The organism is Neptunicoccus cionae (assembly GCF_002860325.1).
Lineage (GTDB): Bacteria > Pseudomonadota > Alphaproteobacteria > Rhodobacterales > Rhodobacteraceae > Amylibacter > Amylibacter lutimaris.
The window spans coordinates 157,597-184,022 of sequence record NZ_PKOJ01000001.1; the positions used below are offsets into that span (position 1 = coordinate 157,597).

At 55.6% G+C, this 26,426-nt stretch carries 15 protein-coding genes and 1 tRNA gene; 7 read left to right on the forward strand and 9 right to left on the reverse strand.

Going from position 1 to position 26,426, the window contains the following annotated elements:
• Window positions 1-49: 49 nt before the first annotated feature.
• From mtgA to C0U40_RS00795, 3 genes are all read right to left on the reverse strand, one after another.
• Window positions 50-829 carry a monofunctional biosynthetic peptidoglycan transglycosylase gene (mtgA, locus tag C0U40_RS00785; protein WP_101653861.1) on the reverse strand — a complete coding sequence of 260 codons (780 nt, stop codon included), beginning with the start codon at window positions 827-829 and terminating at the stop codon, window positions 50-52.
• Window positions 830-949: 120 nt separating this feature from the next.
• Entirely contained in the window at window positions 950-5,482 is a 4,533-nt protein-coding gene (gene gltB, locus C0U40_RS00790) for a glutamate synthase large subunit (protein ID WP_101653862.1), read from the reverse strand.
• 94 nt (window positions 5,483-5,576) lie between these two features.
• Window positions 5,577-7,013: an NAD(P)-dependent oxidoreductase gene (locus tag C0U40_RS00795; protein ID WP_101653863.1), complete on the reverse strand. Its 1,437-nt coding sequence runs from the start codon at window positions 7,011-7,013 to the stop codon at window positions 5,577-5,579.
• Between the two features lie 244 nt (window positions 7,014-7,257).
• On the opposite strand from C0U40_RS00795, the gene C0U40_RS00800 reads away from it, so the two are divergent.
• Entirely contained in the window at window positions 7,258-8,061 is an 804-nt protein-coding gene (locus C0U40_RS00800) for an undecaprenyl-diphosphate phosphatase (protein WP_101653864.1), read from the forward strand.
• A gap of 64 nt (window positions 8,062-8,125) precedes the next feature.
• Here C0U40_RS00800 and C0U40_RS00805 read toward each other — a convergent pair whose 3' ends face one another.
• Entirely contained in the window at window positions 8,126-9,139 is a 1,014-nt protein-coding gene (locus C0U40_RS00805; RefSeq protein ID WP_101653865.1) for a complex I NDUFA9 subunit family protein, read from the reverse strand.
• A gap of 140 nt (window positions 9,140-9,279) precedes the next feature.
• On the opposite strand from C0U40_RS00805, the gene C0U40_RS00810 reads away from it, so the two are divergent.
• Window positions 9,280-9,366: transfer RNA gene (locus tag C0U40_RS00810), tRNA-Leu, on the forward strand.
• Between the two features lie 137 nt (window positions 9,367-9,503).
• On the opposite strand, the gene C0U40_RS20145 is transcribed toward C0U40_RS00810, so the two are convergent.
• Entirely contained in the window at window positions 9,504-10,184 is a 681-nt protein-coding gene (locus C0U40_RS20145; RefSeq protein ID WP_219619760.1) for a response regulator, read from the reverse strand.
• Window positions 10,185-10,800: 616 nt separating this feature from the next.
• Between C0U40_RS20145 and C0U40_RS00820 the strand changes: the two genes are divergently transcribed.
• From C0U40_RS00820 to C0U40_RS00830, 3 genes are all read left to right on the forward strand, one after another.
• The gene (locus C0U40_RS00820) at window positions 10,801-11,313 is read left to right on the forward strand and encodes a DUF11 domain-containing protein (RefSeq protein ID WP_180957582.1); all 513 of its coding nucleotides are present in this window, start codon (window positions 10,801-10,803) and stop codon (window positions 11,311-11,313) included.
• 79 nt (window positions 11,314-11,392) lie between these two features.
• Window positions 11,393-14,038 carry a hypothetical protein gene (locus tag C0U40_RS00825; RefSeq protein WP_286134720.1) on the forward strand — a complete coding sequence of 882 codons (2,646 nt, stop codon included), beginning with the start codon at window positions 11,393-11,395 and terminating at the stop codon, window positions 14,036-14,038.
• A 92-nt stretch (window positions 14,039-14,130) separates the two neighbouring features.
• Entirely contained in the window at window positions 14,131-19,872 is a 5,742-nt protein-coding gene (locus C0U40_RS00830; protein ID WP_101653869.1) for a DUF11 domain-containing protein, read from the forward strand.
• A gap of 111 nt (window positions 19,873-19,983) precedes the next feature.
• Here C0U40_RS00830 and C0U40_RS00835 read toward each other — a convergent pair whose 3' ends face one another.
• The gene (locus C0U40_RS00835) at window positions 19,984-20,595 is read right to left on the reverse strand and encodes a response regulator (protein ID WP_101653870.1); all 612 of its coding nucleotides are present in this window, start codon (window positions 20,593-20,595) and stop codon (window positions 19,984-19,986) included.
• Between the two features lie 337 nt (window positions 20,596-20,932).
• Between C0U40_RS00835 and C0U40_RS00840 the strand changes: the two genes are divergently transcribed.
• Complete coding sequence (locus tag C0U40_RS00840; protein ID WP_101653871.1) at window positions 20,933-21,619, forward strand: Hpt domain-containing protein; 687 nt, start codon at window positions 20,933-20,935, stop codon at window positions 21,617-21,619.
• Window positions 21,620-21,651: 32 nt separating this feature from the next.
• Here the strand turns inward: C0U40_RS00840 and C0U40_RS00845 are convergent, their stop codons facing one another.
• From C0U40_RS00845 to C0U40_RS00855, 3 genes are all read right to left on the reverse strand, one after another.
• A complete protein-coding gene (locus C0U40_RS00845; protein WP_286134721.1) occupies window positions 21,652-22,239 on the reverse strand; it encodes a lytic transglycosylase domain-containing protein in 588 nt (195 codons plus the stop codon).
• 197 nt (window positions 22,240-22,436) lie between these two features.
• The gene (locus tag C0U40_RS00850) at window positions 22,437-24,953 is read right to left on the reverse strand and encodes an ABC transporter permease (protein WP_101653872.1); all 2,517 of its coding nucleotides are present in this window, start codon (window positions 24,951-24,953) and stop codon (window positions 22,437-22,439) included.
• Entirely contained in the window at window positions 24,950-25,648 is a 699-nt protein-coding gene (locus tag C0U40_RS00855; protein ID WP_101653873.1) for an ABC transporter ATP-binding protein, read from the reverse strand. Before C0U40_RS00855 ends, C0U40_RS00850 begins: the two co-directional genes overlap by 4 nt.
• On the opposite strand from C0U40_RS00855, the gene C0U40_RS00860 reads away from it, so the two are divergent.
• Window positions 25,647-26,330 carry an arylesterase gene (locus C0U40_RS00860; RefSeq protein WP_180957584.1) on the forward strand — a complete coding sequence of 228 codons (684 nt, stop codon included), beginning with the start codon at window positions 25,647-25,649 and terminating at the stop codon, window positions 26,328-26,330. The genes C0U40_RS00855 and C0U40_RS00860 overlap by 2 nt on opposite strands.
• Window positions 26,331-26,426 lie beyond the last annotated feature (96 nt).

Below are 26,426 nucleotides of genomic sequence, written 5' to 3' on the forward strand. Positions count from 1 at the left end.
CCAGACGTTGATTTGGGGTGGTTCTATTTGCACCCATGCGTAACAATTTTCAACCACTGTTGAAACAGTGAGCACGCCCGTCAGCCGCAATAGTTCGGGCACCGGCCATTATTTGCCGCGTCCGTTTTTTGACAAAGGCGGTCGGCTGGCTGGCGGAACGTTTCTTCGGGGAAGGCAAAACAGCCGCGATACGGGCCGCCTGTAAAAGCGACAGATTTTCGGGCTCAACCTTGAAATAATGTCGCCCTGCCGCCGCAACGCCAAATACACCTTCGTCGGTTTCGGCAATGTTAAGATAGACCTCGATGATCCGCTTTTTCGGCCAGACAAGCTCGATCAAAAGAGTAAACCATGCCTCAAGCCCCTTACGCACCCAAGTCCGCCCCTGCCACAGAAATACGTTCTTGGCCACCTGCTGACTTATGGTGCTGCCCCCGCGCAAGCGTTCGTCATCAGCAAGGGCTGCTTTGATGCCTTCAATATCAAATCCGAAATGGGTGCAGAAATTGGCGTCCTCGGCAGCAACAAAAGCCTGCGGCACTTCGGGTGGGAACTGTTCGATTGGCGTCCATTCCCGTGCAATTTCCCCCAAACGCATCCGCTCCGTCACATAGTAATAGGTCAGATAGGGATTCGCGAACCGCAGCAGCACAACCAGCAGCAGGCTAACCCCGACACCGGCACATAAGAGCAAAAAGAGCTTACGGAACACCCAGCGAATCCAGTAGCGCCATGCACCACTAAAGCTGTCTGCCGCCCGGCCGACCTTGCCCTTGCTTCGCGGGGCTTTCACCTTCTTGCGCACTCGGGTTGCGTCGTCATCGGCCATCTAGAATATTCCCTCTGGCGGCAGTCTCAGCCAAGGCGTCTTTCAAATCAACAGCTACAAAAGCAAAGAAGGCCGAAAACTCCGGCCTTCCTGTCTAACTTAATACGTGTCTGAGAGAAGTCAGGCGGTCTTTTTGCCTGTTTCCATGCTCAGCGGGGCGGGCAGGCGGTTCAGCATCTCTTTCGGACAGACCTGCACAAAATTGGCAAGTTCCTCATCCCAGCGGCGCAAAATATCCGCCGCCTTTGCCGAACGTGTCTCTGCCAGGTGATCTTCCAGCAGGGATTTCAACTCGTCCTTCCAGTGATCTACAGTCACCCCGTTGGTCACAAGGGTTTCACGGTTAATCAGCTTGTCGAGCTGCGCTTCGGGATCGTAGATATAGGCCATGCCGCCGGTCATACCCGCGCCAAAGTTCGCCCCGACAGAGCCAAGGATCACCGCAACACCACCGGTCATGTATTCACAGCCGTTTGTGCCACACCCTTCGATCACCACTTTCGCACCGGAGTTGCGCACCGCAAACCGTTCACCTGCGCGACCATTGGCAAACAGCCGGCCTGCGGTCGCACCATAAAGCACAGTGTTGCCGATAATGGTGTTTTCACTGGCCGTAATGGGCGAACCCAGCGGAGGCCGGACAACAATTGTGCCACCCGACAGCCCCTTGCCAACATAATCGTTCGCATCGCCGGACACTTCCAGTTTCAGGCCGGGTGCCGCAAATGCGCCCAGGGATTGCCCTGCACTGCCGGTAAGTTTCACTGTCAGATGATCCGGTTGCAGCGTGTTGTTCATGCCGAACCGTTTCACGATATGGGACGAAACACGGGTGCCGATTGTGCGGTGCGTGTTCTGCACTGCATAGGACAGCTGCATTTTCTCGCCATCCTTAAAGAACGGCTCCGCGTCCTTCACAATCGAAGCATCCAGCGTATCGGGTACAGCCTGACGGGGTTTGTCACGGTTGTAGACGATGGTGTTGGCGTTATCGATGCTGACAAGAAGCGGGTTCAGATCAAGATCGTCCAGATGGGCAGACCCGCGGGACACCTGTGCCAGCATATCCGCACGGCCGATCACCTCGTCGAGCGAACGTGCCCCCAAGGATGCCAGAACCTCGCGCACTTCCTGTGCGTAGAAAGTGATCAGGTTCACAACCTTATCCGCAGTGCCGGTGAACTTCTTGCGCAGGTCTTCGTCCTGCACACAAACCCCGACAGGGCAGGTGTTGGACTGGCACTGGCGCACCATGATACACCCCATCGCAATCAACGCTGCGGTGCCGATGCCATATTCCTCGGCACCAAGCATGGCAGCAATCACGATGTCACGCCCTGTGCGCAAACCGCCATCCGTGCGAAGGGTCACACGATCCCGCAGCTTGTTCATGGACAGAACCTGATGCGCCTCGCTCAGCCCCATTTCCCACGGCAGACCGGCGTATTTGATCGAAGTTGCAGGGGATGCCCCTGTTCCGCCGTTGTGCCCCGAAATCAGGATCACATCCGCCTTGGCTTTGGCCACACCAGCCGCAATCGTCCCGACACCGCTGCTTGCAACCAGTTTAACAGTCACTTTCGCACGCGGATTGATCTGTTTCAGGTCATAAATCAGCTGCGCCAGATCCTCGATCGAATAGATATCGTGGTGCGGCGGCGGTGAAATCAGCGTTACGCCTTTGGTCGAATGGCGCAACCGCGCGATCAGGTCTGTGACCTTGATCCCCGGAAGCTGGCCACCCTCGCCCGGTTTCGCGCCTTGGGCCACCTTGATTTCCAGTTCTTCGCACTGGTTCAGGTATTCCGCTGTCACACCAAACCGGCCGGAAGCCACCTGTTTGATCTTGGCGGACGGGTTGTCACCGTTTGGTTCAGGCACAAAATGCGCAGGATCTTCGCCGCCCTCACCGCTGTCGGATTTCGCTCCGATCCGGTTCATCGCGACGTTCAGGGTTTTATGCGCCTCAGGCGACAAAGCCCCCAGAGACATCCCCGGTGTCACAAACCGTTTGCGGATAGAGGTGATGCTTTCCACCTCGTCGACAGAAATCGGTTTCGCGGTGGAATTGAAGTCCAACAGATCCCGAAGGTGGATCGGCGGATTGCTCTGCATCTTGCGGGAATACTGTTTCCACAGATCAAAGCTGGCCCGATCACATGCCGCTTGCAGCATGTGCATGGATTGCGCTTCCCAGGCGTGTTTCTCACCGCTGCGCCGTTCCTTGTAAAAACCGCCGATCGGCAGCACGTTCTGCTGGCCAAGCCAACCGCGCGCATGCACTTCGCTGATCTTTTTCTGGATACCAAACAGACCGATACCGGAAATCCGGCTGTGCATTCCGGGGAAATACTCGGCAACCATCGCACGGGACAGGCCGACAGCCTCAAAGTTCAAGCCGCCGCGATAGCTGGAGATCACAGAGATCCCCATCTTCGCCATGATTTTCAGAAGGCCCTGATTGATTGCCTCGCGGTAGCGGTCCATCGCTACATCCAGTGTGCAATCAAGAAGGCCCCGTTCGATCCGGTCCGCCAGACTGTCCTGCGCCAGATAGGCGTTCACAGTCGTTGCGCCGGAACCGATCAGAACGGCAAAGTAATGCGGGTCCATACATTCAGCCGAACGAACGTTAATCGAACAGAAGGTCCGCAGACCCGCTGCTGTCAACCAAGAGTGCACGGCAGAGGTTGCAAGGATCATCGGAACGGGGATTTTATCCTCGTTTTGCTGACGGTCTGTCAGCACCAGATGCCCCGCACCGGAGCGAACAGCCTCTTCCGCTTCAGAGCGAATGCGGTTTACTGCATCGCGCAGGCCATTGGGGTTATTGCGGTCAAACGAACAGTCAATCGCAGTGACTTTCGCACCAAAAGCCTCGACCATCGCCTCAAACTTGGCGTTGGCCATGAAGGGGCTTTCCACGACCAGAATCTCGGTCTGTGCATTGCTTTCGTCCAGCACGTTGCCCAAGTTCCCGAAACGGGTTTTCAGGCTCATCACGCGGAACTCGCGCAAGGAGTCGATCGGCGGGTTTGTCACCTGACTGAAGTTCTGACGGAAGAAATGGCTTAGCGGGCGGTATTTATCCGACAGAACCGCGCTTGGCGTGTCATCCCCCATAGAAGCAATAGCCTCTTTGCCGTCCTCGGCCATCGGGTGCAGGATAACTTCCAGATCCTCAATGCTGAAACCGGCGGCGATCTGACGCTTGCGCAGTTCCGCTCCGCTATAGATGGCCTTTTCCTTGATGGACTTGGTGGCCTCTTCAAGGTTGGTGATCGACCCGACCCATTTGCTGAACGGCTGCGCCGCTGCAAGCGAGTCTTTCAGTTCAGCGTCATGCCAGACCTTGTTTTCCTGCATGTCAACGCCCAGCATCTGGCCCGGACCCAGCGCACCTTTGCGCAGGATGCTGGATTCATCGACAGGCACCATGCCCGCTTCGGAGCCAGCAATCACTAAACCATCGTTCGTGATGACATAGCGCATCGGACGCAGACCGTTGCGGTCCAGACCGGCCACAACCCAGCGACCGTCAGTCATCGCCAGCGCTGCAGGACCATCCCAAGGCTCCATCACAGAGTTGCAATAGGCGTACATGTCTTTCCACGCATCGGGCATTTCGTGGGAAAGGTTGGACCAGCTTTCCGGTACCAGCATGGTTTTCGCCATCGGCGCAGAACGGCCCGCACGCACCATCACCTCAAACACGGAATCAAGCGCGGCAGAGTCAGACGACCCGCCAGCAATGATCGGTTTGATGTCTTCGGCGTGTTCACCAAAGTTTTTGGATGCCATCCGGATTTCGTGGGATTTCATCCAGTTGACGTTGCCTTTAAGCGTGTTGATCTCACCGTTGTGGGCCAGCATACGGAAGGGCTGGGCAAGCCACCATTGCGGGAAGGTGTTGGTGGAATAACGCTGGTGATAAATCGCAAAGGCGCTTTCGAACCGGTCGTCTTTCAGATCAGGGTAAAACACTGCAACCTGTTCTGCCAACATCATGCCCTTGTAGATCACCGAGCGGCAGGACAGGCTACAAATGTAGAAATCACGGATCGCTGCCTTGGCCACGGCCTTTTCGATGCGGCGACGAATGACATAAAGCTCGCGCTCGAACTGTTCCTCGTCCACGCCTTTGCTGTTTGAAATCAGGATCTGTTCGATTTCAGGGCGGGTCGCATTTGCCTTTTCCCCCAGACAGGACACATCCACCGGCACATGGCGCCAGCCGTAGATGTAATACCCCATCTTCAGCACTTCGCTTTCCACGATGGTCCGGCAGTTTTCCTGCGCCCCAAAATCTGTCCGCGGCAGGAAGACCTGACCGACAGCGATCATCTTTTCGGTGTCTGGCTCATGGCCTGTCCGGCGGATCTGATCGTAGAAAAACTCTTTGGGGATCTGCAAATGGATACCAGCACCGTCGCCTGTCATCCCGTCTGCATCCACCGCGCCACGGTGCCAGATAGCCTGCAAGGCTGTAATACCGGCGTCCACCACCCGGCGGTTCGGTTTACCATCAACGGAAACGACAAGGCCAACACCACAAGACGAATGCTCGTCATCTTCGCGGTAAAGCCCCTGTTCGGCCAGCATGGCCCGTTTTGCTTCTTCTTCGGCTACCCATTTTGCATCATATTGTGTCATGGTGGCTTTCCCTTTCAAAACCCCGATCTCTGTCAGGGCCGGATCTTATACTGTGACGGACCGCACAGGTTGATGGCTGCGCGTGCTCCGGTCTTTATTCGGCTGCGATGGCGGATTTTGCGTTCAGATCTGCAAGGATCGAACCTGCTGCGTCGCGCCCGTCTGCGATGGCCCAGACAACCAAAGACGCACCGCGCACGATGTCCCCTGCGGCGTACACACCTTCCAGTGCTGTGCGCTTGCTGACAAAATCGGCCTTTACCGTACCCCAGCGGGTCACTTCCAGTTCCGGCGTATCCCAAAGCGTTGGCAGTTCCTCCGGCTCAAAACCAAGCGCCTTGATCACCAGATCGGCCTTTTCCAGATATTCTGCACCCGGAATTTCCTCTGGGGCCTGACGACCGGTCACATCCGGTGCGCCGAGTCGCATTTGCTGAACATATACGCCTGTGACCTTGTCATCGCCGGCAAAGCCTTTGGGCGCAGACAGCCAGACGAATTCCACGCCTTCTTCTTCCGCATTCGCAGTTTCCCGCAGGGATCCCGGCATGTTCTGACGGTCACGACGGTAAAGACACTTCACCGAAGTCGCGCCCTGACGGATCGCGGTACGCACACAGTCCATCGCGGTATCGCCGCCGCCGATGACGACCACATTCTTACCCTCGGCCCAAAGTTCTCCGCTGTCGATTTCGGGAACCGTGTCGCCAAAGTTCTGACGGTTAGATGCTGTAAGATAGTCTATAGCTTTAACAATTCCGTTCAAACCTGCACCCGGTCCGCCGAGATCGCGGGATTTGTAAACGCCTGTTCCGATCAGAACCGCGTCATGTGTCTTGCGAAGCTCTGCAAAGCTGATGTCTTCGCCAACGTTACAATCCAGCTTGAAGGTCACGCCGCCTTCTGCCAGCTGGCCATTGCGCCGCTCGACCACTTCTTTTTCCAGTTTGAATCCGGGAATGCCATAGGTCAGCAATCCGCCTGCGCGGTCATAGCGATCGTAAATCGTCACTTGAACCCCTGCACGGCGCAGAACATCCGCCGCTGCCAGACCAGCAGGGCCGGCACCGATGATACCTACCGATTCCGTGCGTTCTGCGAATGGCTTGATCGGCTGGACCCAACCCTGCTCCCATGCGGTGTCAGTGATGTATTTCTCTACGGCACCAATTGTCACTGTACCGTGGCCGGACTGTTCAATCACGCAGTTGCCCTCACACAGACGGTCCTGCGGGCAGATACGGCCACAAATCTCGGGGAATTGGTTCGTCGCCTGACTGACTTCATAGGCTTCCTGCAAACGGCCCTCGGCTGTTAGTTTCAGCCAGTCGGGGATATTGTTGTGCAGTGGGCAGTGATCCTGACAGAATGGCACACCGCATTGGGAACAGCGGCTGGACTGCTCGGCTGCTTTTTCAGCTGCAAACTGCTGGTAAATCTCGTCAAAATCGGACGTGCGCAGGTTTGGCACACGTTTCTCCGGCATATCGCGGTCCACGTTTACAAATTTCAGCATTTTTTGTTCAGCCATGGCCACACACCCGCAATATCTACTTCCAGAGCCTGCCTTCTAACCAATGTTTTCCCACAGGCAAAGGGAAAACTGCAATATAGGTAAATCATGCTGACATAAATAATCTGATAAACCTGAATTTTACAATTTTTTCGCACTCATAAAAATAAATAGGTCAGCATAGTTTACCTTAAGCGGAGATTCCATTCCTGCCTTACAGGGCATAGTCTCCCTTTCAGAACGAATCACAAAGGCCAGCGCCATGCCCCTGCTCCACCTTCTCATACTCGCAATTGTGCAGGGCATTACCGAATTTTTACCCGTCTCAAGCTCTGGCCATCTGATACTGCTGCCAAATGTAATGGGGGTAGCAGATCAAGGGCAACTGATTGATGTGGCGGTTCATATCGGCACCCTTGGCGCAGTGATCCTATTCTTCTGGAAAGACTCGAAATCCGCCTTCACCGGACTTTTCCACCTTGCCACAGGGAACACCGGCACACAGTCCGCAAGACTGGCCCTGCTGTTGATTATAGCGACCATTCCTGCGGTTCTTTTCGGACTTGTCCTGAAACTGTCCGGTCTGTCGGACGCAATGCGCAACATAACGGTGATCGGCTGGACCATGCTGGCATTCGGCATCCTTTTATACATCGCCGACCAGCGCGGCGCGCAATCAAGGACGCAAAGCGACTGGGGAATGCCGGACGCCATAAAATTGGGTTTATGGCAGGCGGTTGCATTGATTCCGGGCACCTCGCGCTCCGGTATCGCCATTACAGGCGCCCGGTTTCTGGGCTACAAACGGGAAGACGGAACACGCATTGCGATGCTAATGTCGATTCCGGTGATCCTGTCGTCTGCCGTCCTTCTTGGGGTGGAGGCTGTGGCCGAAGCAAATGCCGCAGGTTTGCGCGATGGCGCGATAGCGGCTGTGTTCAGCTTTCTGACAGCACTTCTGGCATTGTCCCTTATGATGCGGCTGCTGCGCAGCGTCAGCTTTACCCCTTACGTGATCTACCGCGTCATTCTCGGGCTGATCCTGCTCGGGGTCGCTTACAGCTAACACCCACACAGCAAAAAGCCCCGCGCTGGCGGGGCTTGCAGGTTTTCACTTCCGGACGATCAGCTTAGAAATCGCTGCTCGTCGGGGCACCACGCAAATGGCGTGCGCTTTCCGTCAGCTCGGCATACTGGCCGGACGGGCGGTAACGATAGAGGTACTGCTCTGCTACGGTTTCATAAGATGTTGGCGTGATACCAAGATCTGCAAACGATTTGGCTGTGCTGGAAACAACATTGTCATTGCGCAGCTGCTTTACCTGATCAGCGGTCAGGATTGTGTTAGTAAACAGCCCGAGTGTCAGCTTTTGCACCATATCCAGCGTTTTGCCCAATAGCGTTCCAACAAAGAACGGCTGGTTGATCACAAGACGCCGGCGACGGATGATGCGCAGCATATTCTTCACGATGTCAGACAGGCTTTCCACATCCGGTCCGCCGAGTTCGTAGATCCCCGGCTCGGCCTGACCGAGAATACCCTTACAAGCTGCCTGCGCCACATCATCAACATAGACCGGCTGGAATTTGGACGCTCCGCCAAACAGCGGCAGAATTGGCGAGAAAGAAGACATCTGGGCGAACCGGTTCAGGAACTGGTCTTCATTCCCGAAAATAACAGAAGGCCGCAGGATCATCGCAGTTGGAAAAGCATCCAGCACGGCCTGCTCCCCTTCCGCTTTGGAACGCGCCGAAGCACTGTCGGAGTCCGCATCTGCGCCCAGCGCTGAAATATGCACCAGTCGCGCAACGCCTGCCGCTGCACAAGCCTTCGCAATACGTGCAGCACCTTCGACGTTCAACGCTTCAAAGGTCTGCTTGCCATGCTCCTGTAGAACAGACACACAGTTCACAACCGCATCGGAGTTCGCAATCACATGCGCAACAGAATCGTCGTTGCGGATATTCGCCAGAACCGGCTCCACCTGTCCAACAACACCATAAGGGCGAACGAAAACGGCTTCGTTAGGTCGGCGCACAGCAACCTGAACGCGCCAGCCCTCTTTCGCCATACGCCGCGCGATATAGCGGCCGACAAATCCGGACCCACCGAAAATGGTAACAACTTTAGGCGATTGTAACATAATTGCGCTCCGACAACTGGGGTTTGCCCTGAAATAATGCGATGTGGCCCCACTCACAAGCACAATTGCTGAAATTAGATGTGAATCACCCGTTGACACCCCCTCCGACCATCTGTAAATCGCCCCCTACGTGATCTGTTGCCCAGATGGCGGAATTGGTAGACGCGCTAGCTTCAGGTGCTAGTGTCCGTATGGACGTGGAGGTTCGAGTCCTCTTCTGGGCACCAAAACTATCTTAAATGTATAGTTTTTCAAACAAAATCAATCCGCTACCGCTCATCGACAAAGTTCAACACTGCTTTCGTCAGAATGCGGATTCGCTGCTATTGCGAAGCAGAATTAGGCTGTCTTTCTGAATCGCCTTTCAGCTCCTGTGACAAGCCTGTTTCCCCTCAACTACTCCTGTCTGATCGAGCCTTTCTAAGGGCATTGATTTGACTTGCCCCAAATCCCCACTTGCCGTTCTCTTTTCATCGAAACTCAACAGCAGCTTTACGATTGTCTTGATCGAAATCGGCTTTTCAAGCACATCGTCGAAACCGAGAGAGTGGAGATTGGTCGGACCTCCCGTTTCTGTAGCACCGCTACAAGCCACAAAATGGGGCCAATCGCACGGCTTACGGCTGCTTTCTCCATAGGCCTGTAACATCTGGATACCATCCATCACCGGCATCTGGATGTCTGTCAGTACGATGTCAAATGTCTCTTCGAATATCCGTTCCAGCCCTGTCGCACCATTTTCCGCCACGCAAACTCGGGCACCGGACCGGCGCAGAACCTGCTGCATGAACGCGGCATTCAATTCGTTATCTTCCACAACCAGAACATTGAGCCCCAAACCCGCGTCGTCCAGCTGGGCCAACGGAATTGTCTGCGCACCGCTTTGAGTATCATTTGAAGGGGGCGCAGGGTTTCGCGGTTCAGGATTACCGCAAAGCTCCTTTGAGTCTTCCGACAGCCGGAGGTGTAGTCCTTCACGCGGATGAATACACGGGATGCCCTGCGCGCTACCTGTCGAGATACCACCGGTTAACCACGCAGCCATAAGAGAGAACCCATTTGCCTTAAGTCCTGTTGCGCCCTTCTTCGACGCCTGATCAAGTGTGAAGCACTCCACCGGGGGACAAGACCCTGCAAAGACACCAACACATGCACGTATCTGCTTTGAGGCAGCAGATCTATCGTTTGATTGTATTCGGATGGTCCGCATGGCGCGCTCCTTCCGGGGACGCCGGAAAAATTGTCGTTGCGTGGATTCGATAAAGCGAAACTGACAGTTCGGACAGAAGGACACAACCTGAATACTCAATTAACCTTCTGTATTTTATAAAAAATTTTAGGAATCTTTTATCTTCCAAGAGTGGTGATTCCCCGTGAAAGGGATTCTTTCGACGTGCGATTCCCCTGCGCGGTTTGGGAGAACCTCTTCTCAAAAGGATAGGAATATATTGCGATCGGATACCGGGCCTACGCATCCGTTCAGTCCGTTACGACTTGTGCGCATTTTCCTAATCAAATGCAACTCACGGTATGCGTTCGGGGGGATAGCTCGGAAAGCCCAATCAATGTGAAAGCTTGATCGTTCTCGGATGCCTCTTGGGTTTTCGAAAGCGTTTCAAACCAACCGGCCTCTTAGGGATGGGGCCAAAAGGAGCTATCACATGTTGTTTAATAAAAGTATCTTTTCTGCTGCCGGCGTCATTGTCGCCGCAGTGGTTTTTCAGGCGCCCCACGCCAGTGCCGATGCGTTGAAGTCATCCTTTGACTTTCGCATTGTAGAACAGGACGCCGACGGGAACGAAGTTCTGGCCGAACGCGCAAGCGTCGCCCCCGGTGAAACCATCCAGTATATTATCACCCACGAAAACACGACCGAAGACAACCTTTCCGGTCTGGTTGTTTCCGGCCCGATCCCCGACGGCGTGACCTTCGTTATGGATCAGCACCACAGCTCTCTTCCAGCGACTTTCGAAATCGAGGCCGAGCTGGACGAAGATCTTCCCGGACTGGAATGGTCCACTCTTCCGGCGATGCGCAAGGTAGTCGACGCGAACGGTTCGGAACGGCTTGAGCCGGTCCCCGCAGAAGCAATCGAAGCGGTGCGCTGGGTTCTTGATTCTCCGCTGCCCGGTGGTGGCGCCTCAGAGAATTCGTACCGCGTGATCGTGAACTAAGCCCGCGTGGCATCCATTCGGACGAAATTACCCCCCCCTCAACCCTAACCAATCCAAACCTTAACAAATGGTGAGTAAAGTGAATTCTAGTTCAATCTTCCTTCGTGGCTGTTCAGCAGCCGCACTCCTGTCGGTCGTAGGGGCCGCAGCAATGGCCGCGCCGCCGGAAGCCGGATCCGTGATCGGCAACCAAGCGGTAGCAACCTATACCAACAGTTCCGGTGACTCAATCACCGTAACGTCGAACAAAGTTGAAACAGTCGTTCAACAAGTCGCCGGCCTGACGATGATCTCGGACAATTCCGAAGCCATCGCACCAGGTGGTAAAGCCTTCCTGCCGCACGTTGTCACCAACGACGGTAACGGACCGGATTACTTCACACTGACGGCAACGGAACAAAACACCGGCGCACTGGACACAACACTGGTCTTCTATCCCGATGCGGACATGGACGGTGTCGCTGACAGCGCAACGCCGATCACAGAAACACCGGTCCTTGCTCCGGGTGAACAGTTCGGTTTTGTCATCGAAGCCACAGCCGACGCTGCTGAAACCGGCACAGATGACATCACTGTCGAAGCCACATCCGCGCTGGACAACACGATTGCAGACACCAACACAGACACTCTGACCATTTCCACCGGCGCGATTGTCGAGGTTGTCAAATCGATGACAGTGGATCCCGCTTCGGGTACAGGCAACAACGCGATTGTCGATGCCGGCGACGAAGTGACCATCAAGCTGACTTACTCCAGCACAGGTCTGACAGATGCCAGCAACTATATCGTACAGGATATTCTTGACGGACGTTTGGAATATGTAGCGGACTCCGCAACATGGTCTGATGCCACCGGTACCCTGGACGAAAGCAACGGCGCGAACGCAACCGACAAAACCAACGGTGGCGGCCAAACAATCGCATGGTCTTACGACTCTGCACAAACTCTCCAGTTTGTCCTGAGCAGCGTACCGTCCGGCCGTTCCGGTACAGTTACCTTTAAAGCCACAGTGGCAGACGGAGTACCAGCAGGTATCATCCCCAACACCGCAACCCAATCGGTTGACGGAACTGCCTTCCCGGACTCCAACACGGCCCAGATCACTGTAGATGAACAGTTCAGCCTCGAAATTGACGATACAAAGATCAATCTCGACGGCACGCGTGACGGAACAGTTGCCTCTGCAACGGATACGGATGCCACTGCGAACGACGTTGTCGAAGATAACGCTGATGTCTCCCAAGGTGCGACGATCCCGTTCGAGTTTGTGATCTCCAACACCTCTAACGTGACAGACAGCTACACTCTGGATGTCAGCAACGTGGACTTCCCGACAGGCACAACCTTCCGCATGGTTGCCGAAGACGGTGCGACACCGATCGTAGGGACTGTAGGACCTCTGGCTTCGGGTGAAACACGCAAGGTGACCTTGCTTGCGACACTCCCAACCGATGTCACGCCGGTTCCAACGTCAGAGTTCACAGCCAATGTTGTAGCAACTTCTGAAAACAGCGGCAGCTTTGACAGCTCCACCGCGGAATTCACAGGTGCGGTTCTTGCAGCCACCATCGATCTGGAAAACGACGTTGCCGGTTCCGAAGGTGACGGTGCAAACCCGACAAACGGTGCAAATCCGTGGGTCACAAAAACCACTGATCCGGGTAAGCCAGTAAGCTTCCCGATGAATGTAGAAAATGGCGGCCCAACATCCGACAGCTTCAACATCACTCTGGATCAGCCGATCCCGACAGGTTGGACTGTAGAATTCCAACTCGCCGATGGAACAGTTGTATCCAACACAGGCACCATCCCGGCCGGTGGTAACAAAGACTTCATTGTCGTTATCACGCCGACTGACGGGTATCCGCCAAGCGATACACTGATTGATATCAAAGTCGCATCTGCCGTTACCGGCCAGTCCGACCGCATCATCAACCAGGTGACTGTAAACAAGGTGATCGACGTGCAGATCGAAGCTGATCAGGAAGCACAGGCATCCCCGGGTGGCGTAGTAGACATGGTCCACAAGATCACCAACAACTCGAACGTCGACATCACTGAAGGTGCGCTGACCCAAACCGGTCTGACCGACTTCTCCGGTGCGATCTTCTGGGATGCCAACGGCAACGGTGCGCTGGACCCGACAGAAGTTGTGATCGATAACTTTAACGATCTGGTCGACAACTTGGGCGCCGGTTCCAACGGTATCGCCGCAGGTGAAACCATCTCGTTGATCTATCGTGTCCAAACACCATCCACTGCAACTCCGGGTCTGTCCGAAATCGGTACAGTGACTGTGGCAACAGCGTTGAACTCCGGTGGTGACACCGACAGCGAAACAGCCAACAACGCCGTTCAGGACCGTGTCATCATCGTTTCCGGTGACGTCACACTGACCAAGATGCAGTACATCGATGCCAACTGTGACGGCACAGTCGGAACCTTCACAACCGAGCGTCAGGACGTCGAGCCTGGTCAGTGCATCCGCTACAAAATCGAAGCGGAAAACACAGGCACCACGAATGCAGGCAACGTGAAAATTCAGGATGTAGCTCCAGCATACACATCCATCGAATCTTGCGGCGGCGCCTGTGCCTACAGTGTCTACCCTGCGGAACCTTCCAGCTCTGTGACCATCACCGGCACAACTGCTGAGAGCTTCCACAACACTGTTCTCCCCGGCGACTACGCCCGTCTGGAGTTCACAGTGAAGGTCGCTGAATAGGCAAAACCGCTCTCTCCGGGCCCCTAACCCGGGGAGAGCACCCAGCCCCCATAGATCTCATCCATTCCCTCAAGTCAGAACTGGTTTAAAAAATGCTCTGCTCGGCATTCAATAAAATCACTAAATCCTGTCGCACACTGATCCTTGGCACAGCCCTCGGTCTCGGCGTATCCGGCCCCGCAGTCTCCGAGATTGCACCTGGCGGAAGTATCATCAGGAACATCGCTTCAGCCACGTATTTCCACCGTGGTCTGGGTATCAGCGAAACCGTCCGGTCCAACCCTGTAGAGGCTCTTGTTCGCGAAGTGCCCGCACTGGAAATCACCGGTCTGACCGACCTGCGACTGTCCCGCGGCGCCTTTGCCGAACACGCTTACGAAATTACGAACACCGGCAACGTCGACCTGCTCTATAGCGCATGGATCAAAAACGCCGAAAAAACTCCGATGCTGACAGACACAGCTCTGTTCATCGACGCGAACGGTAACGGTGTCATTGACGCCGGCGAACGCGAGATTTTCAAAGACGACACACTGCCAATCACCGCGTCCGAAACGGTAAAACTTATCTACCGCTTCCGCGTGGCAGCCACAGCCCTGCTTGACGATAGCGAAGAGTCCACTCTGCGGGTCAAAGCAATCTCTGCCACTTCCGGCAAGTCCGTAAAGGCCGAAGGCGAAGGTCTCGGCATGGTTGTGATCGTGGATCAGGCGCTGCAACTGCGCAAGAAACTGACCCGTCGTGATGCCCCGACCGGCGAAATCGCGACTTTCACGCTCGCTCTGCGCAACAACGCAGAATCCGTTGTCTCCGCTTACAGCGCGCTGGACGGGCAGAACATTCTTCTGGACGGCGTCTCCTTTCGCGGCATCGTTCTTCGGGATGCCATTCCTCTGAACACGACCCTTTTGTCCGCATCTCCTGCCGGCAAAATGATTGCCGGATATCACCTGCGCGGTCAGGGCAAGCACAGCTACCAAAGCACCATGCCGGAAGATCTGTCAGCGGTAGATGCGGTGGCTTTCCTGCATCGGGGCGACTATGCCATTGGTCACTCTACAGACGTCAGCTTTGATGTTCTGATCTCCGACCACCTCGGGCCGGTCTCTGTGGAAAACACTGCTGTCACTTACCTGATTGCAGATGGCGATTTGACAGAAATTCCATCGAACACTGTCTCGTTTGACCGTGTCACCGATGCAACTTCCACGCTGGATTTCATCGATCCTGATACAGATAGCCCTGCCGATACCTCGGACCTGGACCGCGACACACGTCTCCTGCTGACGTCCGGTGCCTGCAACGTCTCGGCAGAGGTGGATGTTGTGACAATCGAAGTCACCAGCACAATTACCAATGACGTTGAATCCGTAACTGCAACCGAAACCGGCGCAAACACAGGCATCTTCACAACGACCCTGCTGCCGATCGCGCAGATGTCCTTCCCGAATTCCGGTGATGGGGTTATCGCGTCTGCCCCCGGTGACAACCTGCAAGCCCGTGCCGAATGCCGTGCGCAGACTGTTTTTGATACGCTGCTGGTGCGCCCCGGGTCCTATGTTTTTAACAGTCTGACAAATGAAACAATTTCAAACGCGACAGTGCAGCTGCTGAACCGCGCCGGCGTTGTCGTGGCGGAAGCTGTCAGCGATTCCACAGGCTTCTTTGCTCTCGGAGACATCTCCAAAGGCCGCTACACCACCGTTGTTTTACCTCCGGCGGAGTATTCATTCGCTTCGGAGCGGACGGATTTCCGCGGTTACACCCGCAATGTGGATGCAAAGGCCTCTTACGGCGTCCGTTTCGGGCATGATGGCGGTCCGGTCTATCCAATGGATATCCCGCTTGATCCATTCTACGGCGTTCCATTGTCCATCGAAAAATCCGCGAACAAGAGACAGGCTCAGACCGGTGATTTCGTCACCTATACCGTGCAGGCACAAAACGGTATGAACCAGGCTCTGACGCAAGCGGTTCTTGTCGATGCCCTGCCCCGCGGTGCCGTTTATGTCGAAGGCACAGCCCTTCTTGACGGCGTGGCGATTGACCAGCCATTGGTTGAAGCCACCGGCGCACATCGCTTTGCTCTTGGAAACATCCCGCCGCTGGAAACGGTAGAACTGACTTATGTGCTGCGCTTCACCCCGTCTGCGCGTTCCGGCAACCGTGTGAACAGCGCTTATCTGATTGGCAAACAGGCCGGTTCCGGCGAAACCCGCCGGTCCAATACGGCACAGGCTACTGTGGCACTGGACACAACCAACGGTGTGTTTTCCCGCAAAGGCGCGATCTTCGGTTCGGTCTTCATGGATTGTAACGGCAATGGCCTGCGCGACTCTGCGGACGAACTCGGCGTGGCTGGTGTTCGCATTATTACTCAGGAAGGCCTGATGGTTGTGACTGACGCAGATGGCAAATACAGCCTGTTCGGTCTGCGCCCGGTCTCCCATGTTCTCGCGCTGCAAACCAGCACCCTTCCTGAAAACAGTGAACCTGTTGTATCCCGCGTTGCCGACATGCGTCAGCCCGGTTCCCGCCTCGTTGCCCTGAAACGGGGTGAAGTGAGAGCCGAGGATTTCCCGCTGGAAAGCTGTACACCTGACGTGATGGAAGAAGTTTCAGCCCGACGTGATAGCCTGCGCAACGCAGAGACCGAAGGGCTGCGCAGCTTTACCGAACTGCCGGTCGATATCAGCAGCAACACTCCGCAAGCCGTGCGCAGTGAAGCCGGTCTTGCCACTTCCACACAGATCATCGGCGGCTCCAGAATCGACGACGGCAACCTTACTGCCACCGACGAAGGCGAAGCACTCGATCAAACGAAGAAGACACTGGAAGATGTCATCAAATCCCTGTCTTCGGAAATCGGTTTCATGACCCTCTCCGATCAGGAGCGGTTGACCCGTCGCACCCTGTCCGTGCGTGTTAAAGGTCCGGCAGATCTCGGCCTCGACCTGATCGTCAACGGTCAGAAAATCGGTGGCAGCCGTATCGGTGAAAGAAGCACATGGACAGGCGGCAATGTGCAGGCCATCGAATATGTGGCCGTGAAACTGGTTGCCGGTGAAAACCTGCTGCAACTGGTCGGCAAAGATCCCTTCGGCAACATCCGGAAATCCGCAGAAATTCGCGTCTACGCACCGGGCGATGCACAGAAAATCAGGTTGGTCGGCCCCAAAGCTGCGTCTGCCTCCCCGACGGAACGGGTGAAATTCACGGTGCAAATTCTGGATATCAAAGGCGAACCTGTAAAAGCAGCAACCGTGGTGACGCTGAACGCGCGACGGGGCATTTGGGATGTAAAAGACATCCGCGCCAACCAGCCTGGCGTGCAAATCTACGTCGACAGCGGAATCGCCGAAGTCTCCTTGATCCCGCCCCAAATGGCAGGACCGGACCTGCTGAGCGCGCAAAGCGGTTCGCTCGGTCGGGCTGAAGCCTCCATCCTGTTTTCTCCAAATCTGGAAGAGCGTATTCTGGTCGGCGTGCTGGAAGGTACGATTGCCAGCCAGTCCGGCGCGCAACTTCTTAACAAAGGCGAGTTTAGCGCATTTGAAGATACCAACACCGGACTGCGGGGCGAAGTATTCCTGAAGGGCCGCGTCGGGCGCGAAACCCTCATGACCCTGCGCTATAGCAGCGACAGTGATGAGGACGACCGGCTCTTCCGCGATATCAATACCGACGAAAGCTACCCTGTTTACGGGGATGAATCCGAACGCGGTTACGACGGCCAATCCTCCAGCGACCTGTATGTCAGCTTTGAGCGGGGTGCTTCCTCTCTCGTCTATGGCGACATCGCGATAGAACCGGGCTCTTCCGCTTTCGAACTGGGCGGGTTCCGCACAGTCACCACAGGCGTAAAAGCCAACTGGCAGGGCGAGCGGACGCGGGTCACAGCATTTGCCGCCCGCACTTCACAGGAAATTCGTACGCTCGAAATCAAAGGGCGCGGTGTGTCCGGCCCCTATGAAGTAGATTTGACCGGTTATCAGGAAGGCTCCGATCAGGTCGATGTGATCGTACGGGACCGCGACACCGGTGTGATCCTGTCTGAAACGCGTCTGCGCCGCATGTCCGACTATCTTCTGGACTTCTTCCTCGACACGATCGTCTTTGACACCCCTCTGCGTCAGGCCGATGCGCTGGGTAATCCGGTTTCTTTCCGGATCACCTATAACGTGGAAGGCAAGAGCGGCGAAAAATACTGGCTCTATGGTTTGGAAGCAATTTCAGAGCTGAACGAGCGGGTGACAATCGGCGCACGTGCCATCCATTCGGACGGAGCAGCCGGCACCGAAGAGCGGTACAAGATATACTCTGCCTTCCTGCAGACCAAGATCAGCGACAAAGCCTCGTTCGAAGCCGAGATTGCACAGGCCGAGGACGGGTTCGGACAACGCGGATATGCAGGGCGCATCGCTTATGATTATGTTTCCGAAGACACCCGTTTCAGCTTTGAAGCCGCCCGCACCGGACTGAAATTTGCCCCCCTCGGTTCAAACGTCCGCGCAGGCATGGCGCAGGTTTCTCTCGACTACGAAAAACGCCTGAGCGACAGCAGAACTTTAATCGCATCTGCAGACTACCAGTCTGATTTCGCCACCAAACAGGAAACTCTTGGTGCCGAAATCCTCGTGCGTGGGGTCGTGAACGAAAAACTCACACGGGCTTCCGGTTTCCGCATGGTCGTCGAAAAAACACCACTGGGCAAGAACAGCACCACCTACTTCAAGGATGAAGCCGTCTGGCGTCCGGAATCCACACCTGGCATGGTCATGAAATTCGTGAAGGAAATACCACTTTCCGGCGAGGGTCAGGGCAAATTCATTGTTGCGGCAGACTACCGTGTTCGTGAAGACCTGCGTGTCTTTGGTGAATTCGAACTGTCCTTCGGTGATCTTGGTGACAAGCTGACCCGTGCCCATATCGGTGTTGAATACCGTGTGAACCACTGGCTGGACGGACGCACCGAGATTACAACAAACCCGGGAGATCTGGGCGACGACCTTCTGGTTCAGGGCTTTTCTACAAGGCTCGAACTGAATGAGCGCACCGCGATCGACATGTCTCTTGAACATTCTTTGAACCTCTCGGAACCGGACTCGGGACTGACCAGCATTGCCCTTGGCGGGACATGGGAATCGCGCGACGGCGATTGGGTCGCAGAGGCTAATCTGGACCAGACATTCGAAAAGACCGGCAATACATTTTATGCCGATATCGGCCTGGCCGGTGAAATCAGCCCCGGCGTGACAGTACTCGCACGAGGCCGCCATGCACGCGACGGACGGTCCGGCCAGAATGCAAGAATTCGGGAACGTCTGCGTGTCGGCGCGGCCTACCGCCCACTTGATGATGCACGGTTTAATGCTCTGGGCTGGTACGAATACCAGCGGGATCGGGATATCAACGAAGAGACGCAACACCTCTGGTCGCTTGCCGGAACCTGGGACATTCGCCCTGACCTGCGTGTGAACGGTAAATATGCCGGTCAGTATTCCAGCCTCAGCTCTCCTCTTGGCGGCATTGAAACATCAAGCCTGACCCAACTGTTGCAAGCCGGTGTGACTTGGGACGCACTTCCAGAAAAGCTGGAGCTGTCCGGCAACGTTTATCACATGTGGGACGACGACGGATTTGCTGCACAGGCCTACGGGATCGAGGCGGGATATGTATTTGCAAAAGGCGCAATGGTTTCAATCGGATATAACCACGCAACAGAGCAACTGCCATTCCAAACCCGCCATTTTCAGAAAGGTTTATATTTGCGACTGCGTCTAAAACTGACGGAGAACCTCTGGGATCAGCTGGACAATTTCCTGTCCCAATGAACGAGCGCAATTCGGAAACGCGGGAGCATGACGCAATTTCCGACCTGCACTCTAAAGGCGGCACCTTCGGTGCCGCCTTTTCTGATTAGAACAATCCGGATCACCGATCCGTCAAATAAAACCTGCATCCCTTGCGATCATTGCAGCATGGGTGCGGTTACGGGCATTCAATTTGATACTAAGTGTCTTCAAGTGCAATTTTATAGTCACCTCTTGTAAGTCCAGCTCGCGTGCGATTTCCTTGTTTGCCAACCCTTTGGACAGACCTGTAAGAACCTCCTTTTCACGCGTCGACAAAAGAGTATCAAATTCATGGTCACCCTCTTGCCTGTTCGCCATGAAGCTTACCGGAGCGAAAGTTTCTCCCTCAGCCATAAACCGTACAGCGTTTAATAAGGAACGGGCCGACATCGTTTTCGGTAAAAATCCGGCAGAGCCCGCTTCCAGCGCCGCTTCGGCGATGGATGCTTTGGCCGTGCCTGAAAATATTCCCACTGGCTTCTGATCATTCGCCTCCAGCGCTTTGCTTAAACCGGACAGACCGTTCATTCCCGGCATGTCAAAATCCAAAAGCACTAAATCGAAAGGCCCCTGCTCCTTTATCTCGTTCAACACTTCATGAAGATTGGCGGAACAGGAAACGTCAAAATTCGCTTCGGACCGGATGTAGGAAGCAATCGTATCACGGACCAGATCGTGGTCATCTGCTATCAATATTTTCATTTATCCCATCCCGTACTGCACGTTGCGCCGATGCCTGTCCCGAAATTCACCACAGTCTTTTCAGACCTGATGTTTCACAAAGACGCCGGTTGCAGTGGCACACGTTCGCTCAACTGCTGGCAAATGCTGCGACGCAGTTTTCAGCGTCCTGCAAAGTGAGTTGTATCCATAGAAAGGTTAACAATTGCTTCAGATTGCTGGAACAATTTGAGCCATCTGCAATTTTCCAAATCAGCCCTAAACGGCGAATGGTTTTCTCACGCCAACTGCGCACTTGTTATTTGATTATTAACTTCCTTGCGGAATAACGCCTGATCAAACGGGTGCATTGATCGAAATGTTTAGAAACGCCCGAACAGCAGACGACGGAAAGGGCGAAGGCTTTGAAGAACTCGCACAGAATTCAGGGTTAGGGATGGCGGACGGGAAAGAACATACTGAGGCAGCGGCGTGCGTACAACTGTACCACAGCCCCCCGCGCGATTTGCCCGGACAAGGTAAAAACAAGATACACTGGCGGCAAGGGACAGGATTTGCTTTCTGCGATCTGAAAAGGCGGCCCCTGACAACGCCCGCCATCATAGGCCTTTCATCAAACAGATTAAAAATCCGCGGTCACAGCCCTGGTAATTTTTCTGGCAAGATTGAAACCGGTGTGAAACGAACAAAAGGCACGCGCCTGCCGCTTCTTTGCCAAAACCAGCTAGAGGAACTGCTGCTTGCTTTTGGCGCAGCAGGACTGAAAGAAAAACTGGGGTCCTTCTTAGCCGAAGGCAACAGAACAACTGCCAACATCGCTTCCTTAATGGTCATTCAGGACCATGCTGCGATACAGTCTATCGCTCATAAATTCGGGGGATCCTGCGCATTATTCGGTGCGAAAGAAATGCGCTCTCGTCTTACCCGACTGGAACTTTCCTGCACCGGCAGCGATGCTAGTAAAGTCACATTATGCGAAACCCTTGCTCAGCGGCGATGGCAACAGACCAAACACGCGGTGGAGGCATTACCCTACTTCCGTTGACCGGATTGCTTCGGGGTTTCGGACTGTTCCGCTTATCCGCCGAGGATCTTCCGGACGTAGTTCTGGGTCTCTTTATAAGGTGGGATACCGTTGTATTTTTTCACAGCCCCGGGACCCGCGTTATATGCCGCCAGCGCCAGACGCCAGCTTCCAAAGCGCTTGTATTGTTCGCTCAGGTAACGGGCTCCGCCTTCGAGATTTGCGTGAGGGTCATTCGGGTTCACGCCCAGTTCCCGAGCGGTCCCAGGCATCAATTGTGCCAGACCAATCGCACCAACCGGAGAGCGGGCATTTTTATTCCAAGCAGATTCCTGCTGGATAAGCCGCAGAAACAGGTTTTCAGGCACGTTGTGACGGCGCGCAGCCGCTTTTGCGGACGACAGATAGGTCGCCATGTGACGTCCACGTAGCTTACCCTTTGTGGAAACAACGACTTCCTGCACCACGGGTGCTTTTTTGGCTTCTACAGCAGGTTTCAGGATGCCCCGCCGCTCCAGCACATCAATCTGCGACTGATATATGGCAAATCGTGTCTTACTCAGCCCGAAAGTATCCTGTGCAACAGCAGGTGCTGGCAACGCAAAGGCAAGGCAAATTCCAAGTTTCTGTATCTGTTTCAAGGCAATTTCTCCAATCGTGTCTCTGATGCATAGATACCAGAGCAAAGTTGGAAAAAATTCTTTTGAAATGGATAGTTAACAGCAAAAACGGGTAGGCTGACTATCCAAAAGTATTGCGATGATAGACGAAAAATCAGGGTATTGGTGCTGGAATGGCAGCGGGCGCTTGCGACTCGGCTGGCGCGCGCCCGTTTATGTCATTCCCTTGCGCGCAGGATTCGGGAAGGTGTGGCAGAAAGCGGGCGAAGCGCAAAGGCCAAACCGGCCAGAAGCGAGGCCAGCACACCGCCGGTAATGATCAAAAGCGCGTTGCTCCATATCACCTTGAAGTCGCTTTCCATCACAAAGGTCATTACGGCCCACCCGCCCAGAAGTCCGGAAACCAGCGCAATTGCACCTGCGCCCAAACCCAGCAAAGCGGCGCGCAAGGCAAAACTGCCCATGATCCGTGCCCGTGAGGCACCCAGCGTTTTCAGAACTGCTGCTTCGTAAGCCCGCGCCTTTTCTCCGGCAGCCGCCGCACCGATCAGCACGAGAAACCCTGTAACCAGTGTCATTGCTGCGCCATAGCGCGTGGCAGCAGCAATTCCGCCTACCAGTTCTACAACCCGCGCCACCGCGTCACGGATCCGGATCGCTGTGATATTCGGGTAGGCAGTAGCCAGATCCCGCAGTATCGCGGCTTCGGCTTCTTCTTCGGCATAAACAGTAGAAATCCAGCTGTGAGGCGCACCCGCCAAAGTGTTGGCGTCAAGCGTCATCACAAATCCGATGCCGGCATCATCCCAGCTTACATCCCGCAGGCTGGTGATTTCAGCGGTGATGTCGCGCCCGAGGACATTGACCGTCACCTCATCTCCCAGCCCCAGCCCGATCTCTGCCGCTTCTTCGGCTGCAAAGCTCATCTGCGGCGGTCCGGTGTAACCTTCCGGCCACCATTCACCCTCTGTCAGAGTCGTGCCTTCGGGCTGCGCATCCGCATAGGTCAGTCCGCGATCCCCGCGAATGACCCAATGCCCGCCCGCGACCTCTTCGGCCGGCTGCCCGTTAATCAGGGTAATGACGCCACGCATCATTGGGGCGCTTTCCACATCGTTAACCTTCGGATCCTCTGCAAGTCTGGCGCGAAAACCGTCGATCTGGTCAGGCTGGATATCTACAAAGAAGTAGCTCGGCGCGACTTCCGGCAGTTCGCTTGAAAACGCATTGCGCAGGTTTCCGTCGATCTGACCGACAGCCGCCAGAACACTGAGCCCGAGCCCCAGAGAAAGCACGACCGAAGTGGACTCTCCGCCCTTCGCACCAATTGCGCCGAGTGCAAGCCGCAGGCCGGTACGGCCCCGTGCAGGCCGCCGCAACCGGCGGGCCAGTGCGCGAATGCCCCAAGCGGCAAGCACCAGCAATGCCAGCGCTGCCGCTATTCCCCCCGCTGTCCAGAGCGTCAGAAAAACGGTTCCGGAAAACCAGACGGCAAGCCCAAGCAGAGATGCAACCAGCGCTGCCATCACCACCAGATAGACCGGTGCAGGCAGGGTGTTGGTGCCGGTAAAGGCCTCCCGGAACAGCGTTGCTGCACGGATTTCACCGGATTTCGCCAACGGCCAAAGTGTGAAGATCAGCGCGGTTAATATTCCGTAAACCGCTGCTTCCATCATGGGGGCAGGGTAGACCGCAAATTCGGCAGGGATCGGAAGTTGGGATTCGATCAGCGGGGCAAGCAACACCGGCAGGCTGCCACCGATCAGCAGGCCCAGTGTCACACCAAGAATTGTAAGCACGCCAATTTGAATAAAATAGGTCAGAAAAATTGTGCGCTTTGTGGCACCCAGAGTCTTGAGCGTGGCGATTACGCCGGTTTTTCCTGCCAGATAGGCCCGCACCGCAGAGGAAATCCCCACACCTCCAACGGCCAAGCCCGACAGGCCAACCAGAACCAGAAACGCACCGATCTGTTCCACAAACCGTTGTACGCCCCCCGCGCCCCTCCGGCTGTCCCGCCAGCGCAGGCCCTTGTCGCGGAACAGGGTTTCAGCTTCTTCCTTGAGGGATTGCAGCGCCGCCCCGTCGGGCAGGTCCAGACGGTATTCTGTAGAATAAAGCGACCCTTCGGCCAGAAGCCCGGAACCTTCCAGCGCAGCGGTGCGCACAATCGTGCGCGGCCCGAGCCCGAATCCGCCCGAAGCATTATCCGGATAGCGCAGCAAAAGGGCATTAAGTGTAAATTCCTGTTCCCCCAGCCGGAAGCTGTCCCCCACGCTCAGGCCCAGCCGGTCCGACAACACCCGTTCCATCACGGCACCCTGTCCTGCCAAGGCCTGTTCCAGTGGCACTTCGGGTTCGAGCTGCACAGCACCGATCAGGGGATAGGCCCCGTCAACAGCGCGGATCTGGGTCAAGCCGCGCTCTGCTCCGTTCGGACCGTCCACAACCACCATCGACCGGAAATCAACGGTTTCAGACATCCGTTCGGATATGCGCTCCATCCACGCCCGTTCTTCAGCGCTGGCATAGCGGTACGTAACCTGAACCTCGGCATCGCCGCCCAGCAAGGCAGCACCATCCCGTTTCAAACCAGCCTCGATCCCCGAACGCACCGTGCCCACAGCTGCAATAGCTGCAACGCCCAGCGCGAGACAGGCCAGAAACACACGAAACCCCCGCAAACCTCCACGCAACTCCCGCCGTGCAAAACGGGACGCAATCCGCAGGCTCATTGTGCAGCCTCGGCGCTTTGCTGCACGGGATCAATCCGGCCGTCCCGCAGGCGGACCACCCGATCGCAGCGCGTCACGAGTTCATTAGCGTGTGTCACCATGATCAGGGTCGCTCCGTGACGGTCGCGCAGGTCAAAAAGCAGGTCCATGATCGCCGCACCGTTGGTTTCATCCAGATTGCCGGTCGGCTCGTCCGCCAGCAAAATGCGGGGACGTGTTGCACTGGCGCGGGCCAGAGCCACCCGCTGTTGTTCACCGCCGGACATCTGGCTCGGGTAATGATCCACCCTCGCAGCAAGCCCCACTGCCTTCAATTCGGCCTCTGCACGCTCAAAAGCATCCTTTACCCCGGACAACTCCAGCGGTGTCGCGACATTTTCTAGCGCGGTCATTGTCGGTATCAGGTGGAAAGATTGGAAAACCACCCCCATATTATCCCTGCGAAAGCGCGCGAGCTGGTCCTCGTTCATCGCCGTCAGATCCTGCCCGAGGGCCATGATCGTACCGGAGGTCGCCTGTTCCAGCCCGCCCATCAGCATAAGGAGCGATGATTTGCCTGACCCACTCGGCCCGATAAGGCCCAATGTTTCCCCGGCCGCCACTTCAAGCGATATGTCATGCAGGATATCGACTGGTCCCGCATTGCCCTCCAGAGACAGATTGGCACGGCTGAGGGAGAGGACGGTATTGTTCATGGCACAGGTCTTTCGCAAAGTGTCTGACTATGGATATGGTGGTTCACGGGTGCTACGCAACACCGCTTTGGCCCTGATCCTGTCCACAGGCGCGCTTCACGCCGATCAAAAAACTATTCTCGCGCTTGGTGACAGCCTGACAGCGGGCTACGGATTGCCACGGGAACAGGGGTTTGTGCCACAATTGGCGAACTGGATCGGGCAACAGGGTGTTGACGTAAAATTGATCAACGCCGGTGTTTCCGGCAGCACAACAGCGGGGGGATTGTCCCGTGTTGCCTGGTCCTTATCGGACGATGTGGATGCGATGATCGTAGCCCTTGGCGGGAATGATTACCTGCGGGGCGTCGATCCTCAGACCAGTCGTGAAAATCTGGACCGCATTCTGGCCAAGGGACAAGAAGCCGGAATTCCTATGTTGCTTGTGGGAATTACCGCCGGTGGAAATTTCGGCGCTGACTACCAGACGGCCTTTAACCGGATGTACGTAGATCTTGCTGCAAAATATGACATTCCCTTGTATGCAGATTTCTTCGAAGGTTTGAAAGCCGCCGCCAAAACCCAAAGCGGGATGGCAAAATACATGCAAGGCGATGGCATCCACCCCAACCCTGCCGGTTTGGCTACAATTGTGCCCTCTATCGGTCCGATGGTGCTGGCACTGGTGCAGGCTGAAAACTGAACAAATACGACGGGTTGTCAGAGATCGCTTGTCTGCATTGGCAACCCGCCGCTAGAGTGTAAACTGGGGCTGGCACTCCGGCCCCTGGTAACAGGA